This is a genomic window from Acinetobacter piscicola, from assembly GCF_002233755.1.
GTDB lineage: Bacteria > Pseudomonadota > Gammaproteobacteria > Pseudomonadales > Moraxellaceae > Acinetobacter > Acinetobacter piscicola.
Genome location: NZ_KZ268706.1, coordinates 71961 through 88147, shown reverse-complemented (window position 1 = coordinate 88147; position 16187 = coordinate 71961). Strand labels below are relative to the sequence as shown.

At 36.7% G+C, this 16187-nt stretch carries 12 protein-coding genes; 7 read left to right on the top strand and 5 right to left on the bottom strand.

The genetic code is table 11. The features are described from left to right. The first annotated feature begins 30 nt into the window (after positions 1–30). Both CDA10_RS16965 and CDA10_RS03005 read left to right on the top strand, forming a co-directional pair. On the top strand, positions 31–201 hold the full coding sequence (locus CDA10_RS16965) for a TetR/AcrR family transcriptional regulator (RefSeq protein WP_228704587.1): 171 nt from the start codon (positions 31–33) through the stop codon (positions 199–201). After that, positions 161–586 (top strand): TetR/AcrR family transcriptional regulator, encoded by a 426-nt coding sequence (locus CDA10_RS03005; RefSeq protein WP_228704586.1) that lies wholly within the window; start codon positions 161–163, stop codon positions 584–586. Before CDA10_RS16965 ends, CDA10_RS03005 begins: the two co-directional genes overlap by 41 nt. A 148-nt stretch (positions 587–734) precedes the next feature. On the opposite strand, the gene putA is transcribed toward CDA10_RS03005, so the two are convergent. Further along, positions 735–4496, bottom strand: coding sequence for a trifunctional transcriptional regulator/proline dehydrogenase/L-glutamate gamma-semialdehyde dehydrogenase (gene putA, locus CDA10_RS03000; protein ID WP_089604036.1), 3762 nt, complete (start codon positions 4494–4496; stop codon positions 735–737). 121 nt (positions 4497–4617) lie between these two features. On the opposite strand from putA, the gene CDA10_RS02995 reads away from it, so the two are divergent. Next, a complete protein-coding gene (locus CDA10_RS02995; protein ID WP_010111721.1) occupies positions 4618–5106 on the top strand; it encodes an Lrp/AsnC ligand binding domain-containing protein in 489 nt (162 codons plus the stop codon). A 148-nt stretch (positions 5107–5254) separates the two neighbouring features. Here the strand turns inward: CDA10_RS02995 and putP are convergent, their stop codons facing one another. Then, complete coding sequence (gene putP / locus CDA10_RS02990; protein WP_089604035.1) at positions 5255–6754, bottom strand: sodium/proline symporter PutP; 1500 nt, start codon at positions 6752–6754, stop codon at positions 5255–5257. 367 nt (positions 6755–7121) lie between these two features. Between putP and aspA the strand changes: the two genes are divergently transcribed. Next, on the top strand, positions 7122–8573 hold the full coding sequence (gene aspA / locus CDA10_RS02985; RefSeq protein ID WP_089604107.1) for an aspartate ammonia-lyase: 1452 nt from the start codon (positions 7122–7124) through the stop codon (positions 8571–8573). A gap of 230 nt (positions 8574–8803) precedes the next feature. On the opposite strand, the gene CDA10_RS02980 is transcribed toward aspA, so the two are convergent. From CDA10_RS02980 to CDA10_RS02970, 3 genes are all read right to left on the bottom strand, one after another. After that, entirely contained in the window at positions 8804–10102 is a 1299-nt protein-coding gene (locus CDA10_RS02980; protein WP_089604034.1) for an MFS transporter, read from the bottom strand. Between the two features lie 413 nt (positions 10103–10515). Beyond that, positions 10516–11427, bottom strand: coding sequence for an alpha/beta fold hydrolase (locus CDA10_RS02975; protein ID WP_089604033.1), 912 nt, complete (start codon positions 11425–11427; stop codon positions 10516–10518). 7 nt (positions 11428–11434) lie between these two features. Then, positions 11435–11986 carry a PadR family transcriptional regulator gene (locus tag CDA10_RS02970; RefSeq protein ID WP_089604032.1) on the bottom strand — a complete coding sequence of 184 codons (552 nt, stop codon included), beginning with the start codon at positions 11984–11986 and terminating at the stop codon, positions 11435–11437. A 175-nt stretch (positions 11987–12161) separates the two neighbouring features. Between CDA10_RS02970 and CDA10_RS02965 the strand changes: the two genes are divergently transcribed. The 3 genes from CDA10_RS02965 (at position 12162) to CDA10_RS02955 (ending at position 16180) form a co-directional block, all read left to right on the top strand. Further along, positions 12162–14186 (top strand): NADPH-dependent 2,4-dienoyl-CoA reductase, encoded by a 2025-nt coding sequence (locus CDA10_RS02965; RefSeq protein WP_089604031.1) that lies wholly within the window; start codon positions 12162–12164, stop codon positions 14184–14186. Between the two features lie 343 nt (positions 14187–14529). After that, positions 14530–14937 (top strand): nuclear transport factor 2 family protein, encoded by a 408-nt coding sequence (locus CDA10_RS02960; RefSeq protein ID WP_089604030.1) that lies wholly within the window; start codon positions 14530–14532, stop codon positions 14935–14937. Between the two features lie 163 nt (positions 14938–15100). Further along, positions 15101–16180 carry a YheT family hydrolase gene (locus CDA10_RS02955; RefSeq protein ID WP_089604029.1) on the top strand — a complete coding sequence of 360 codons (1080 nt, stop codon included), beginning with the start codon at positions 15101–15103 and terminating at the stop codon, positions 16178–16180. Positions 16181–16187 lie beyond the last annotated feature (7 nt).

The window sequence follows — 16187 nt, the reverse complement described above, 5'->3', positions numbered from 1 at the left end:
GACTTAAAGTTGTAGAGGAGAGATGAAAGCATGGAAAATCCACATCAGCGTAAGAAAGATCCTGAACGAGTACGACAATTAATTTTGGATCATGCGATTCAACTTGCTGCTAAACATGGTGTGCAAGGTATGTCTATTCAAAATGTAGCAACACTGGCAGGTGTCACTAAAAGGTGGCGTATTCCATCATTTTGCCAATAAGCAAATTTTGGTTACAGCAATGCTAGAAGACTTAATTCGTCAGCTAGATCGTGAGGTAAGCACTCAAATTGAAAATGATTCAGTTGCATATGGCTGTTTTACTCGAGCGTATATTGAAGCGACCTTAAGCTCAAATCTTGGTGTAAATTCTGCTTGGGGTGCATTATGTATGACGGTCATGACAGATAAATCATTTAGTGAAATGTGGAATCAATGGTTAAACAACCGTTTGAATCAACATGCTGTAACGGATCAGTCTATTGATTTAAAAATTTTACGCTATGCAGCAGATGGGGCATGGTTTATTGAAGGGTTAATACCTGAACCGCAAGATGATTATGAATTGATTAAAGAAGAATTGATTTTAAGAACCTATCCAAAATGATATTTGTCTTATTTAATAATCATCGATATAAAATTAAAAACCAAGCCAATATTGGTTGGCTTGGTTTTTAATTTTCGGAGTGTATCTTAAATTTAAATAATATTTTAAAAATTTAAAAACCACGCTTCTAAATGAATGAGTCTAAAAATCAGAGATTATCTAAAGTCATTAAACTCGCATTACCACCTGCAGCAGCAGTATTAACACTAATTGCACGCTCAATCACTAAGCGCTCAAGTGGGATATGTTCATTTGAGTCATTGAGATGAGTAATTCCAATAATCGCACCTTGTTTTTGCGCAATAATACTTTGTAAACGCATTAAGTTTTTAGCAGAATCCTGATGCAAAATTGCATCAAACTCACCAGATTTCAAATCATTGATCATGATAAATTGTTGTTTTAGTGCTTTTGGCATGCTTTGAATCATTTTAAGCACAATTGCATTGTCACTTAAAACACAAACCTTCGCACCGACTGCTAAAATCGCATTGAATTGATTTAATAATCCATATTCATCATTTGAAATCGCTAAAACATGAGATCTCGCAACCACTTGATATTGGTTCAATTCACCAGTAGGCCCAGGAAGTTCATACAAGCCGATTGGTGATTGATAATTTTGTAACGTGTACGTTGGATAGTTTTGCTTGATCCATGTTTTGAATTGATCAAACATTTCTGGCGTTTTAAGTTCAAATTGCGCTGCAATATTCTTTAAAGTGCCAAAAGGTTTATTTGGTAATTCAATATGTTGCAATAATTTATATAAATAAATTGGACCGCCAGCTTTAGGGCCTGTACCTGATAATCCTTCACCACCAAAAGGCTGCACACCAACAACAGCGCCAACAATATTACGGTTGATATATAAATTTCCAACTTCTGCATGTTCAATAGTGGTTTGAATGGTTTCATCAATACGTGTATGTAAACCCATCGTTAGACCATAACCTTTACTATTGATATGATTAAGTAATTGTTTTAACTCACCATATTTATAAGTAATAATGTGCAATACAGGACCAAATACTTCACGTTCTAAATTATTTAGATTCGGCAGTTCGATAAGCGTTGGGACAATAAAAGTTCCTTTGCTTAAATCACTTGTTGGCGTATTTTCAGCAAGTTGATGTACTGAATAGCCTTTACTACGCATTTTTTCAATATGTTTTTCAATATTTTGCTGTGCTTCTAAGTCAATCACAGGGCCAATATCGGTTTTTAATGCAACTGGATTACCCATTTTCAGTTGTTGCATTGCACCTTTTAACATTTTGATTAAGGTCGGAGCATTATCTTCTTGCACACACAAAATGCGTAGGGCAGAACAGCGTTGACCCGCACTATCAAATGCTGAGTTTACGGCATCTATGACCACTTGTTCTGTAAGTGCAGACGAATCAACAATCATAGCATTTTGTCCACCAGTTTCTGCAATTAATGGAATTGCTTGACCTGTAGGACTGATTCTTTGTGCCAAAGTTTTTTGCAAGATTTTTGCAACTTCAGTTGAACCTGTAAACATAATGCCTTGAATACGTTCATCTTGGCTTAATTTGGCACCAACCGTTTCACCACGACCGGGCAGAAGTTGTACAACGGCTTGAGGTACACCTGCTTCCCATAATATTTGAATTGCTTGCGCTGCAATTAAAGGAGTTTGTTCAGCTGGTTTTGCAATCACTGTATTGCCTGCAACCAATGCTGCTGCTACTTGTCCTGTAAAAATTGCCAATGGGAAGTTCCAAGGGCTGATACAAAGAATTGTGCCTAGCGGTTTGAGTTGCACATCATCTGAAAGATGTTGTACTTGTGATGCATAATAGCGTATAAAATCAACAGCTTCTCTAACTTCAGCGATACCATTGCTATATGTTTTACCACTTTCACGGCAGAGCAGAACCATCAGCTCTTGCATACGTGATTCCATAATATCCGCTGCTTTTAATAAAGCATCTGCACGGAAGTTCTTTGACGCATTTTTCCAATTTTCAAAAGCTAGATGTGCATTGTTCAATGCCAAATCAACTTGTGCTGTTTCAGCCTCAATTACATAGCCAACGAGGTCATCGTGATTGGATGGATTACGAATTTCTTGGGTATTTTGATCGGACAAATCTTGTAAATCTAAATTATCGACTAAGCTGTAACTGTTCCATTGGTGGTTTGAATACTGTTGAACAATTTGATTTAGTTGACTTAATTCACTGTCATTGGCTAAGTCTATACCGTGTGAATTTTGGCGAATACCTTGATAAAGATCTTGTGGCAATGGAATAGCAGGGTGTTTTAATCCAACTGCATGTTCTTTTTGTGCCGTTGCTAAAATCTCTTGAGTTGGATTCTCAATCAAGTCTTCGATTTTAATATTCTTATCTGCAATGCGGTTTACAAAAGATGTATTGGCACCATTTTCTAATAAGCGACGAACTAAATAAGCCAGTAATGTTTCGTGATTTCCTACTGGGGCATAAATACGACACGGGATGCCTAATTTATGGTCTGATTTATTTCCAACTACTTGCTCATAAAGCGGTTCGCCCATGCCATGTAGGCATTGGAATTCATATTGCCCCGTATAATAGTTGCTTGGATTTGCAAGTTCATAGATCGTTGCTACTGTTTGTGCATTATGCGTTGCAAATTGCGGATAGATATTTTCAGGCGCAGCCAACAGTTTTTTAGCACAAGCAATATAAGACAAATCTGTATGAACTTTACGGGTAAAGACAGGGTAGTCAGACACGCCATCAATTTGTGCTTTCTTAATTTCACTGTCCCAATATGCACCTTTCACTAAACGAATCATTAAACGTTTATTGCTGCGTTTAGCAAGGTCTACAATATAATCAACGAGATAGAAGCAACGTTTTTGGTAGGCTTGAATCACAAAACCAATGCCTTTCCAATCTGCGAGTTGAGGTTCAAAGCATAAGCGTTCGAGTAATTCTAAAGAAAGTTCTAAACGTTCAGTTTCTTCAGCATCGATATTTAGACCAATATCGTAAGTTTTAGCGAGCAATGCTAAATTTAGAATTCTAGGATAAAGCTCTTGATGCACACGTTCATTTTGTGAGCGTTGGTAACGAGGATGCAAGGCAGAAAGTTTGATTGAAATGCCTGGCCCAGAATAAACATCTTTACTTTCAGAAGCTTTGCCAATGGCATGAATCGCTTGGGTATAATCCTCAAAATAACGATCAGCATCATGCTCAGTCAGTGCAGCCTCACCCAACATGTCATAAGAATAACGGAAACCTTTATCTTCAAGAACTTTGGCATGATCCAAAGCTTCTTCAATGGTTTCACCCGTTACGAACTGTTCGCCCATCATACGCATAGCGACATCAACTGCTTTACGAATGATGCCTTTACCAGTACGTGCTAGCAAAGAGGTTAAAACACTTGAAAGACTGGTTTGTTTAGGTGTTTCCATGAGCTTACCTGTGAGCATTAAGCCCCAAGCAGCAGCATTAACAAACATCAAATTGCTTTGACCTAAATGATCTTTCCAATTGCCTTGGTTGATTTTGTCACGGATGAGTAAATCACGTGTTGCACTGTCTGGGATACGCAATAAAGCTTCTGCCAAACACATGAGTGCAATCCCTTCTTGAGAGGAAAGCGAAAACTCTTGTAGTAAACCTTGAACGATACCTGCTTTACCCGATGAGCTTTTACGATCACGTAAACTGTGCGCTAAATTGAAAGCAATATCATAAATTTTTTGATTGAGTTCTTGATCGATTTGAGTCTGTTCAAGTAAATATTCGACACATTCAGGCTCAGAGCGGCGCCAAGCAGTGTTGACTGCTACTTCATAATCATTTTTATCTTTAAATTCAGTAATATAATCTGAACTAGCGGAAGCGTAATCGGTATGAGGAAAACTTTCAATGCTACTCATGTCAACATCCTGTGACTTGTTAAAACTTTTAGTTGAACTTACAACTTTATATAATTTATGATTACAGAATCATTGACGAATAACTCACTATAATTTCCATATTTTTTAGAGGATAATTCAGATGAATAGCGATATTTTAAGCCTCGACCGTATAGATATTAAGATTTTAGATATCTTGCAAAAAGATGGACGTATTTCCAATATCAAACTTGCAGAAGCAGTGAATCTGTCACCAACTGCGGCTTTGGCTAGGGTACAGAAACTGGGAAATGAAGGATTTATTCTCGGTTATGAAGCTAAGCTCAACTATGAGAAATTAAACTCAAACTTTGTGGTCTTTGTGGAAATTCTTTTAGACAAAACCACGCCGAATGTTTTAGATGAATTTTCGTATGCTGTTGTGCAATACCCAGAAATCATGGCATGTCATATGATTAGTGGGGGATTTGATTTTCTAGTGAAAATTCGCTGTAAAAATATGGAAGAGTTTCGTCGTATTTCAGGTCAAATTTTATGGCAATTGCCTGGGGTGAAAGAGACACGCAGCTATCCAGTGATGGAAGTGATTAAAGACAGTTCTCAGATTTATTTGAATAATAAAATTAAGTAATATCGTTATTGTTAATGTGAATCTTACCGATGTAGCAGTAGGCGTAACGGTAAGAGTATTAAGTGTTTTTATTTTCAATAGACAAAATTAAAGGGGCTTTCGCCCCTAAAATTTACACTACAATCATTCAAAACAAAGTTGCAACAACTTAATTCATTTCACGATCATAGATTTGTTCAGCTTTTTCAAAACGATCAACAACATCTTGTTGAGGGGCTTTACCCATCAAACTCACCACGACAATACTGATAAACGATAGGATGAAGCCCGGTACGATTTCATATAAACCGGTATCTGCCATCGTGTTTTTCCAAAGAATAACCGTTACAGCACCAACGATCATTCCTACTAAAGCACCATTTAAAGTCATACGCTTCCAGAACACTGAAAGAATAATCAATGGGCCAAATGCAGCACCAAACCCAGCCCATGCATAAGAAACGAAACCAAGTACTTTACTTTCAGGATTCATCGCTAACAAAATCGCTAATACTGCAATAGCAAGTACCATAAAACGACCAACCCAAACTAATTCTTTTTGAGAAGCATTTTTACGAAGGAAAGCTTTGTATAAATCTTCAGTTAAAGCGCTAGAACATACCAAAAGTTGACAGCTGAGTGTGCTCATAACAGCAGCTAAAATTGCAGCTAGAACTACACCTGCAACCCATGGATTAAACAGAACTTTGGTTAATTCCATAAATACAGTTTCAGGATTTTTTGCCACGATTGCTGCTGAAGGAATATCTGGATGTGCTTGGAAGTAAGCAATACCGATATAACCCACAGCAACAGCACCTGCTAGACAAAGAATCATCCAAGTCATACCAATACGACGTGCATTTGGAATAGACTTTACAGAATCTGCAGCCATGAATCGCACTAGAATATGCGGTTGACCAAAATAACCTAAGCCCCAAGCCATCGAAGAAATGATGGCAATCGTACTCACACCAGTAAACATACTTGCTGCTTGAGGACGTGCTGCTTCAATTAATTGATTAACATGTTGCAGATCACCAATGGCCAAGAAGGTCATAATTGGTGCGAGTAATAGGGCAAAAATCATTAAGCCGGCTTGAAAAGTATCTGTCCAACTAATGGCTAAGAAACCGCCAATACATACATAACTCATAGTCGCAATAGCACTTACCCATAAGGCAGTGGTGTAATCCATCGCAAAAATACTTTCGAACAATCGAGCACCAGCAACCATACCAGATGCACAATAAATACCGAAAAATATTAAAATAACCAATGCCGAAATAATGCGAAGAACTTTCTTTTTATCACCAAAACGACTGGTAAAATAATCAGGTAAAGTTAATGCATTGTTTTGAACTTCAGTGTGTACGCGTAAACGTCCTGCAACTAAATACCAGTTCAACCATGCGCCAATGATTAAACCAATTGCAATCCATGATTCAGAGAGTCCAGTCACATAAATTGCGCCTGGCAGCCCCATGAGTAGCCATCCACTCATGTCGGAAGCACCTGCCGAAAGTGCAGTAACAAAACTACCTAAGCTACGACCACCTAAAATATAATCTGAGAAATCTGTGGTTTTTCTATATGCGTATAATCCTATGCAGACCATCGCAATAATATAGAAAATAAAAGTAACCACTGTGGGGTTAAGCGAGTCCATAATCAATCCTTTTCCATTTGGAACATTATCCAAGCATTATTTTTTTATAGCTACAGATTTATGTGCAGATTCTTCCATAGAATTAAAAAAAATCGCTGTAATTTTTATAAGGTGATTATGAGAGTATTGTGTATCTGATTGTACATTTAGATACAATTCAAAAAACAATAAAAAAGAGCCGTTTTTTTAATCATAAAAAATGACTAAATATTAAACTTACACAAAGTTACAAACAGTACATATATTAATATTCGTATAAGAAAATTTATCGAAAAGATGTATTTTGCTAATAGAGAAAAGTATTAAAAGGAATATGATAGATTCGTTGCACACCTACGGTGCATTATAAGAGTAAACTTAAATGGAAATTGAAACGGTTCAAACAGAGACAACGAGAATAGAAAAAGATTTACTTGGTGCAAAAGAAGTACCATTAAATAGTTATTACGGTATACACACATTAAGAGCGTTAGAAAATTTTAAAATCTCTAAACATACTGTTGGAGAGCAAAGTTATTTTATTCGTGCGTTGGCTCAAGTGAAAAAAGCTTCTGCGCAAACCAACCAGCAATTCCATAAAATTTCAGATGAGATCAGTCAAGCAATACAAAATGCATGTGATCAACTGATTCAAAACCCTGAACAATGGTGTGCATCATTTCCATCCGATGTGTTTCAAGGGGGGGCAGGTACATCGATCAACATGAATGCCAATGAGGTGATTGCAAATATCGCTTTAGAATCTTTAGGATATGCAAAAGGTCGTTATGACATTATCAATCCGAATGATCATGTAAATAAATCACAGTCAACCAATGATGTTTATCCGACAGCTTTACGTTTAGCAACTTATTATTCATTAGATTTACTTTTTGAAAAAATGAATCAGCTCATTCACTCACTGCTGATTAAATCGACTGAATTTCAAACTGTTTTAAAAATGGGTCGTACTCAATTACAAGATGCAGTACCCATGACTTTAGGGCAAGAGTTTCATGCTTTTGCAACATTATTAAAAGAAGACGTACGCTTAATTAAAAAAACACGAGAGCTTTTATTAGAAATTAATTTGGGTGCAACGGCGATTGGTACAGGTGTAAATACACCACATGGTTATGCAACGCAAGTGAATGAGAATTTAAAAATAATCACAGGGTTAAATTTAATCGGTGCGGAAGATTATGTTGAAGCAACGAGTGATTGTGGTGTATTTATTTTACTTTCAAGTACATTAAAACGTTTAGCCGTAAAACTTTCTAAAATTTGTAATGATTTACGTTTACTCAGTTCTGGGCCTCGTACAGGTTTATGGGAAATTCGATTACCTGAATTACAAGCTGGTTCATCGATTATGCCTGCAAAAGTCAATCCTGTAATTCCAGAAGTGGTTAATCAAATTGCTTTCAAAGTAATTGGTAATGATTTGACGATTACTTTTGCGGCAGAAGCAGGCCAATTACAGCTGAATGTGATGGAACCTGTGATTGCGGTTTCATTAAATGAATCAATCGAATTATTGATCAATGGTATCCAAACCTTGGATGAGAAATGTATCCAAGGTGTCGTTGCCAATGAAAAAACTTGTTTTGATTCGGTGATGCGCAGTGTCGGTATTATCACTTTACTTGATCCTATTTTGGGTCATGCGAAATGTGATGAAATCGGTAAGCAATGTATTGCTGAAAATAAAACCATTCAAGAAGTCGTACTTGAGCAAAAATTATTGACGCAAGAGCAGTTGGATGAAATCTTCTCATTTGGGAATATGCTTTCTGAAATTGCGGTACAACCTTATGAAGAAATAGGAAAAGCAGGCTGATTGTATGATTGTGTTTTTTAATAAATGCAATGGATCAGTTTAATTTGTTCTTGAGCGTTATGTACTAAACACAAATTTTAAAAATATGAATACGGCATTTCGATGCCGTATTTTTATATTATTATCTTGGAAAAGAAATATTTATTATGTTTGAAAAATGGCCTGTATAAACAGACCATTTTGATTCTAAATCGTTAGTTACTATCGATCGATGATAATGCACAATTGTGTTAATGATCGTGATGTAAATATTTAGGCTGCTTTGGCAACTGCATACTACAGAACAAACAAATAATAAGCATAACAATCACATAAACGAAGAATGTATTTTCATGTCCTAAGTCTTTCAGCTTTAAAGCAACAGCAGGAGCTGAACCACCAAATATTGCATTACCTACAGCATAAGCAAAACCGACACCTAAAGCACGAATATACGGAGGGAACATTTCTGCTTTAACCAATCCACTAATAGATGTATAAAAGCTCAATAAGAACATCAAAAATATCAGTAATAGTGTCACAATCACTGCCGAGTCATGAAAGTACGGCATTGCAATAACCATTACAGGATAGATGAAAATCGCACAGGTGATACTAAACAGCATCATAGAAGCACGACGTCCAATTCTGTCTGAAAGTATTCCAAATAAGGGTTGAGCGCACATGAATACAAAGAGTGCAAAGGTCATCATATAGCCCACAGTTTTATCGTCAAAACCTAAGCTAGTGATGTAGGTTTTTGAATAAACGGTGATAATATAAAAGCATAATGAACCTGCAGAGGTATAACCAACCACCAAAAGGAACGTTTTCCAATTGTGTTTAAACAGTTCTTTTAAACTTCCAGAACCTTCTTTTTTGCCTTCATCTTCAGACAGTGTCTCTTTTAAATGACGACGCGCAAAGAAAGATAATATTGCCACAACCCCACCAATAATGAATGGAATGCGCCAACCACCATCCATCAATTGCTCTTTAGACATAAATGCTAACATGATTACACCAAGCGCACTTGCTAAAAGCTGTCCGCCTGAAAGTGTAACATATTGAAAAGAAGCATAAAAACCACGTTGTCCTTTGAGAGCAACTTCACTCATATAGGTTGCAACTGTTCCATACTCGCCGCCGACTGAAAGCCCTTGCAGTAAACGGACAGCAAGTAGTAAAAATGGTGCAGCCATACCAACTTGTTCATAAGTAGGTAATGCAGCAAATAAAAATGAACTAATCGCCATTAACGTGATGGAAATAATCATGGACTTTTTACGTCCATAAGTGTCTCCAATCCATCCAAATAACCAACTACCGAGTGGTCGCATAAAGAAACTAGCTGCGAATACGCCCCATACATAAATTGCTTTTGATGAGTCACTCATGTCAGGTGCAGTTAAAGCATGAGTAAAATAGATGGCAAATGCGGCATAGATATAAAAATCGAACCACTCGACTAAATTCCCCGAAGCAGCCCCAACAATGGCCATGACCCGATCACGTTTTTCATGTGGCTGATAGCTATGTGTTTCACTCATAAAACATCCTTATCATTGTGATTAATCTTGTGCTTATAAAATGAAAGCAAATTTTTAGACTTTTTTTATTCTAGGATTAAATCGTTATTGCATATTTATTTGGAACAAAAAAATACAGCTTAAAACATTTTTTTCTCAAAATTAAAGCATATCTATTATTGTAATTATTTGCATATTGTGAGAATTTTATAGGTATATTGCCATTTTTTTGGATGGTTTATAATTTGGATTCTAGAAATAATCATAAAATCAAAAATGGTGATTTGGGTACATTTTGAGTGAATGAATCACTTAACATAAAAGATAGCATTAATTTGATTTTTATATATTTTTTATAGGAATACGATCAATTGTGATTCAAGAGGTGACTATGTTGAGTCACCTTGAGTACTTAGAATAAATAATATTTTCTTTTAACTTACTCTTTTTAAAAATGCAGAAATTTCACGACTAAACTTTACAGGTTCAGTGACCAATGGGGTATGCCCAGATCGTTTAAAAATAACGTTTTCTGCATGGTTTACAGTTGTTGAAATTTTGATCTGACCTTTGGCTGGATATAGGGTTGATTTTTCACCAATAAAGAAGGTTGTTGGACATGAAAGTTGAGAAATCGCTTCGCGATAATCTTCATCATGATTTAAATAATTGTCGATATACCACGTGAGATAATCCATACGTCTGATTGGCAATAAATATTTTTGTAATTGTTGATGTTTCAAAGCGATACTAAAGATAAAAGGACTAATTTTATTGCTGCCTTGCAATTTAATAAAATTTGACCACATTTGAACAAGTTCAGTTCGTGTTGCAACAGGTAAATCATCGACTAAACGATAATTTGAGTTTTGATGGAGCAAGTCAGAAAAGTCTTGGAGTAAGCGTTTAAATTTAGAATGTTTTTTGCCAAATAAGCCAAATTCCCATGTATCGTCTGTTGGAATTTTGGGGGTTTGGTCGATGTGTAAGTATGCTTTTAATTTATTGTGTAAATTTCCATATTGCATGCCATGCATGGCCGTGGTTGCACCCATTGAATAACCCATAAGAATAAAATTATTCAGATTGATTTGTCCAATTAAGCTTTCTACATCACGCCAATGATTTTGAATCGCATCGATATCTTGCGGGATTTTACAATGACTCGAACCACCAAAACCACGCCAATCTGGGATATAAAATTTATATTGTTTTATATTGGGCAATAAAAAGGGAAGCCATTGCCAACTTTGCATACCTAAACCTGAAAGTACGAGGACAGGCTCACCTTGACCAATTTCACGAACAAATAATTGCTCACCATCAAGCATTGTATAGTGTGGCATAACGTTCCTATCTATTGTCTTGATTTTCAAATATTTTAAGCTGTGAAATGACTTGATTTAGCCAATTGATCCAACCATTTTCTAAGTCAATTCCCAATTGTAAAATCATTTTATGAATATATAAAGTTCGGTCTTGTGCATCTGTATGGGCAAAATCTTTGGCAAATATCTGCTGATATAACTTTAAATTTTCACGATGCAACACCAAGTGCCGTTCTAATTCAGGTAACACAGAATTTCCACCGAGTTGCGCTTCTACACGTAAACGTACCATAATTTCTTCGCGTAGTTGAGCAGGTTGTCCTTGTTTGACCAACCATTCAGCCAATTCGATTCGCCCAAGTTGCTCAACTTGATAGGTCTTTTTACGTCCCGTATCTGCTTGATCTTCTAAAGTGGAAATCCACCCTTTTTTCTGCATACCATTCAGTTCGCGATAGATCTGTTGATGCGTCGCATTCCAAAAGAAACCCATTGAACGATCAAAACGGCGCGCCAATTCAAAACCTGTACTGGGTTTTTCGATCAAACTTGTCAATAAAACATGGGCTAATGACATTTTAGTAATATTTCGCAAATAAAATGGATGTGTAGTCATTATGCAACATGTTGCATAAAAATCAAATCTAGATTATAAATATAAAAACTATGCAACTTGTTGCATTAAATTTATCAGTTTTAACGTTTGTATTAAACACACATACCAGCCAGCGAAAGCACGCCAAGGAGTATTCATGTCTAATTATCCGCATTTACTTGCGCCTTTAGATTTAGGCTTTACCACACTAAAAAACCGCGTATTGATGGGTTCAATGCATGTTGGACTTGAAGAAGTTCCTGGTGGTTATGAACGTATGGCTGCTTTTTATGCAGAACGTGCTGCTGGCGGTGTTGGCTTAATCGTTACTGGTGGTATTTCACCCAATGATCATGGTGTGACTTTCGTTGGCGGGTCTAAGCTAGATACTTTGGAAGAGGCTGAAAAGCATAAAGTCATTACCCAAGCGGTACATGATGCTGGTGGAAAAATTGCTTTGCAGATTTTACATACAGGTCGTTATTCTTATCAGGCTGAAAATGTTGCACCCTCTGCAATACAAGCGCCAATTAATCCTGTAAAACCACATGCATTGACTTCTGCTGAAGTGAATCAAACCATTGCTGACTTTGCCAATTGTGCGAAATTGTCACAAATTGCAGGCTATGATGGCGTTGAAATCATGGGTTCAGAAGGTTATTTGATCAATGAGTTTATCGCTGCTCGTACCAATCATCGTGATGATGAGTGGGGCGGAAGTTATGAAAAGCGTATTCGTTTCCCGATTGAAATCGTAAGACGTACACGTGAAGAAGTGGGTGAAAACTTTATTATTATTTACCGTCTTTCTATGTTGGATTTGGTTGAAGGTGGTTCAACGTTAGAAGAAGTTATTCATCTTGCTAAAGAAATTGAAAAAGCAGGCGCAACCATTATCAATACTGGTATTGGTTGGCATGAAGCGCGTATTCCAACCATTGCGACTAAAGTTCCTCGTGCAGCATTTACATGGGTCACTAAAAAATTAAAGGGTTCAGTCAATGTTCCTTTAATCACTTCAAATCGTATCAATACACCTGAAATGGCTGAACATGTTTTAGCGCAAGGTGATGCAGATATGATTTCGATGGCACGTCCAATGCTTGCAGATTCACAATTTGTTTTAAAAGCTGAACAAGGCCGTGCAGACGAAATTAATACGTGTATCGGCTGTAACCAAGCGTGTTTAGATCATATTTTCTCAATGACAATTGCAACATGTTTGGTGAATCCACGTGCATGTTACGAAACTGAGCTTATTTTCAAAGAATCAACAGCAGCTAAAAATATTGCTGTGATTGGTGCAGGCCCAGCAGGTTTAAGTTTTGCGACTTATGCGGCTGACCGTGGTCATAACGTAACGATCTTTGAAGCATCGAACCAAATTGGTGGTCAATTCAATATTGCGAAAACGATTCCGGGTAAAGAAGAATTTTACGAAACTTTACGCTATTTCAAACGTAAAATTGAATTACAACCGAAAATTAAATTAATGCTGAATCACACAGCAACCTATGAAGCATTAAGTGCTGAAAACTTCGATGATATTGTTGTTGCAACAGGTGTGACACCACGTCATTTGGATATTGAAGGTATTGATCATCCTAAAGTATTGACTTATATCGAAGTATTACGTGAGCGTAAACCAGTCGGCAAGAAAGTTGCTGTAATTGGTGCAGGTGGTATTGGTTTCGATACGGCTGAATATTTATCTCACGAAGGTGAAAGCGGTAGTTTGAATCCTCAAAAATTCTATGATGAATGGGGTATTGATACGTCTTATGCATATGTGGGTGGTTTGAAACAACCTGAAGTTGAACAGTCTCCACGTGAAATTTACCTCTTACAACGTAAAGCGTCATCAGTTGGTGCAGGTTTAGGTAAAACTACAGGTTGGATTCATCGTACAGGTTTAAAACACCGTCATGTCAATATGATTCCGGGTGCGAGTTATGACAAAATTGATGATCAAGGCTTACATATCACTGTAGGTGATAAATCAATGATCCTTGATGTTGATAATGTGGTGATTTGTGCAGGGCAAGAGCCTTACACAGCAATGTTCGATCAATTAAAAGCAGATGGTAAATCTGTACATTTAATTGGTGGTGCAAAAGAAGCAGGTGAGTTAGATGCAAAACGTGCAATTCGCCAAGGTGCTGATTTGGCAGCAGTGATTTAATTTTATTTGCCAAGACAATTCGCTTCAAAAATTTAATGGGTTCCCTCTCTATGTAGGAGAGGGTTAGAGAGAGGTTTTTTTGAATAGTAATCCCCCTAACCCCCTTTATATAAAGGGGGAACTACTCCCTTTAAAAAAGGGAGGAGTATTTAGAATTAAATGATGAGTTGAGATACAAATTTCTTCTCCTTTTCTTATGCCTTATATGGCTCAGGATTAGGGGAAGGCATTTTTTAATAAAATCCCGCTAATCCTCTTTATAAAAGGGGGAGCTTTTGACCCTAAAATCTATTGAAAAAGATACCTTCGCTTAGCGAAGACTGAACATTAAAAGGATATAAAAATGAGCTACATCAATACAAAAGCTTCACTCGAAAAATGGCACACTATGATAGAAAGCCGTGATATGGGCATTCTGAATGAGTTATTGGCTGATGAAGTGGTTTTTCGTTCACCTGTGGCGTATAACGCATATGAAGGCAAACAAGTTGTATTTTTTATTTTAAGTAATGTGATTCAGATTTTTGAAAACTTTACGTATCACCGTGAGTTTTATACAGAAGACCAACAAAGTGTTGTACTTGAGTTTTCTGCCAATGTGGGAGAAAAGAAATTAAAAGGGATTGATATGATTCGTTTTAATGAGCAAGGCAAAATTGTAGATTTTGAAGTGATGTTACGTCCAAAAAGTGGTTTAGAAGCTCTAGCTGCACAAATGGGGCAGCGTATGGCTGCATTTATGCCTAAATAAGGATCTGCATTTGAGATTTTTATCTATAAAATAATCGTAAAAGTGTTTCTAATCATGAGATATAGATGATTAGAAACAACGTTCATCTGCGATGAAATATAATTTTTTTAATTAAGCTTTTGTAATTGAATTGTTTTAAATGTATTGAATAGAGAGTCATATCATGTCAATCATCAATAAGCTCACTCAGCTTGCTCAATCTATATTGGATCAAGTGACTGGTGCTGAACTCCCTAAAATGTACTATGACCAGAATGGGCAATTTAAAGATTTGGTCGATAAACTACCTCAATTACAACAAAAATACCGACCTACACCGTGGTTGAGTAATCAGCATGTGCACTTAATTTATTTCGATGTGATTAAGAAGCAAACAATCAAACTTGAATATGACCGCATTGAACAACTCACGATGCAAGATGGTGGCGTAACGGCAATTGCTTGGTATGGTTATGATTTACCAAAAGAAGCACCAACAATCATGATCATGCATACCATTACAGGGACACCTGAGAGCATGCGTGAATTGGTGAAAGATTTGCATGAATATACTGGATGGAGAATTGCACTTTGCTTACGCCGTGGACATGCGGGTTTACCTATGCCTGTTCCACAAATGTCGATTTTTGGCTCAACTTCAGATTTAAAAGAGCAGCTTGTCCATGTTCAAACAGTATTTCCACAATCGAATTTGTATGCGGTAGGTTCGTCTGCTGGTACAGGTTTATTGGTCAGGTATTTGGGTGAGCAAGGATTAGAGACACCTTTTAAAGCCGCTTTTGCAATGTGTCCGGGTTATAACACGCAAACAGGTTTTGAGAATGTTCATCCTTTTTATAGTAAAATGATGACACAAAAATTATTCAAAGCCTTTGTTTATCCATATAAAAACACGTGGGATGCTGTTGCTTCGGTTGAAAAGGTGCTGACAACAAAGACTTTACAAGAGTTCCAAACCACCTATTATGAAATGGCAGGTTTTGCTGATTATCAAAGCTATGATCAGGCCATTAACCCGATTTATGTCTTTGAAAATGTAAAAATCCCACTATTAATTTTAAATGCAGAAGATGACCCTGTATGTTCAATTAAAAACTTAGAACCATATAAAAGTGTTATTCAACAGATGGATAATATAATGGTAGTGACGACCAAAAAGGGCAGCCATTGTGGGTTTTATGAAGGTTTGAATAGTAAATCGTGGGCATCCAAGCTGATTGCGGATTTTTTAAAGCAGTATTAGCTTCTGA

Bases quoted from the DNA above. Each gene is read 5' to 3' on its own strand.
- CDA10_RS02955 (WP_089604029.1), top strand. From the start codon at position 15,101: ATGTCAATCATCAATAAGCTCACTCAGCTTGCTCAATCTATATTGGAT.
- CDA10_RS02975 (WP_089604033.1), bottom strand. From the start codon at position 11,427: ATGCCACACTATACAATGCTTGATGGTGAGCAATTATTTGTTCGTGAA.
- putA (WP_089604036.1), bottom strand. From the start codon at position 4,496: ATGAGTAGCATTGAAAGTTTTCCTCATACCGATTACGCTTCCGCTAGT.
- CDA10_RS02980 (WP_089604034.1), bottom strand. From the start codon at position 10,102: ATGAGTGAAACACATAGCTATCAGCCACATGAAAAACGTGATCGGGTC.
- CDA10_RS02965 (WP_089604031.1), top strand. From the start codon at position 12,162: ATGTCTAATTATCCGCATTTACTTGCGCCTTTAGATTTAGGCTTTACC.
- CDA10_RS02995 (WP_010111721.1), top strand. From the start codon at position 4,618: ATGAATAGCGATATTTTAAGCCTCGACCGTATAGATATTAAGATTTTA.
- CDA10_RS02970 (WP_089604032.1), bottom strand. From the start codon at position 11,986: ATGTCATTAGCCCATGTTTTATTGACAAGTTTGATCGAAAAACCCAGT.
- CDA10_RS16965 (WP_228704587.1), top strand. From the start codon at position 31: ATGGAAAATCCACATCAGCGTAAGAAAGATCCTGAACGAGTACGACAA.
- putP (WP_089604035.1), bottom strand. From the start codon at position 6,754: ATGGACTCGCTTAACCCCACAGTGGTTACTTTTATTTTCTATATTATT.
- CDA10_RS02960 (WP_089604030.1), top strand. From the start codon at position 14,530: ATGAGCTACATCAATACAAAAGCTTCACTCGAAAAATGGCACACTATG.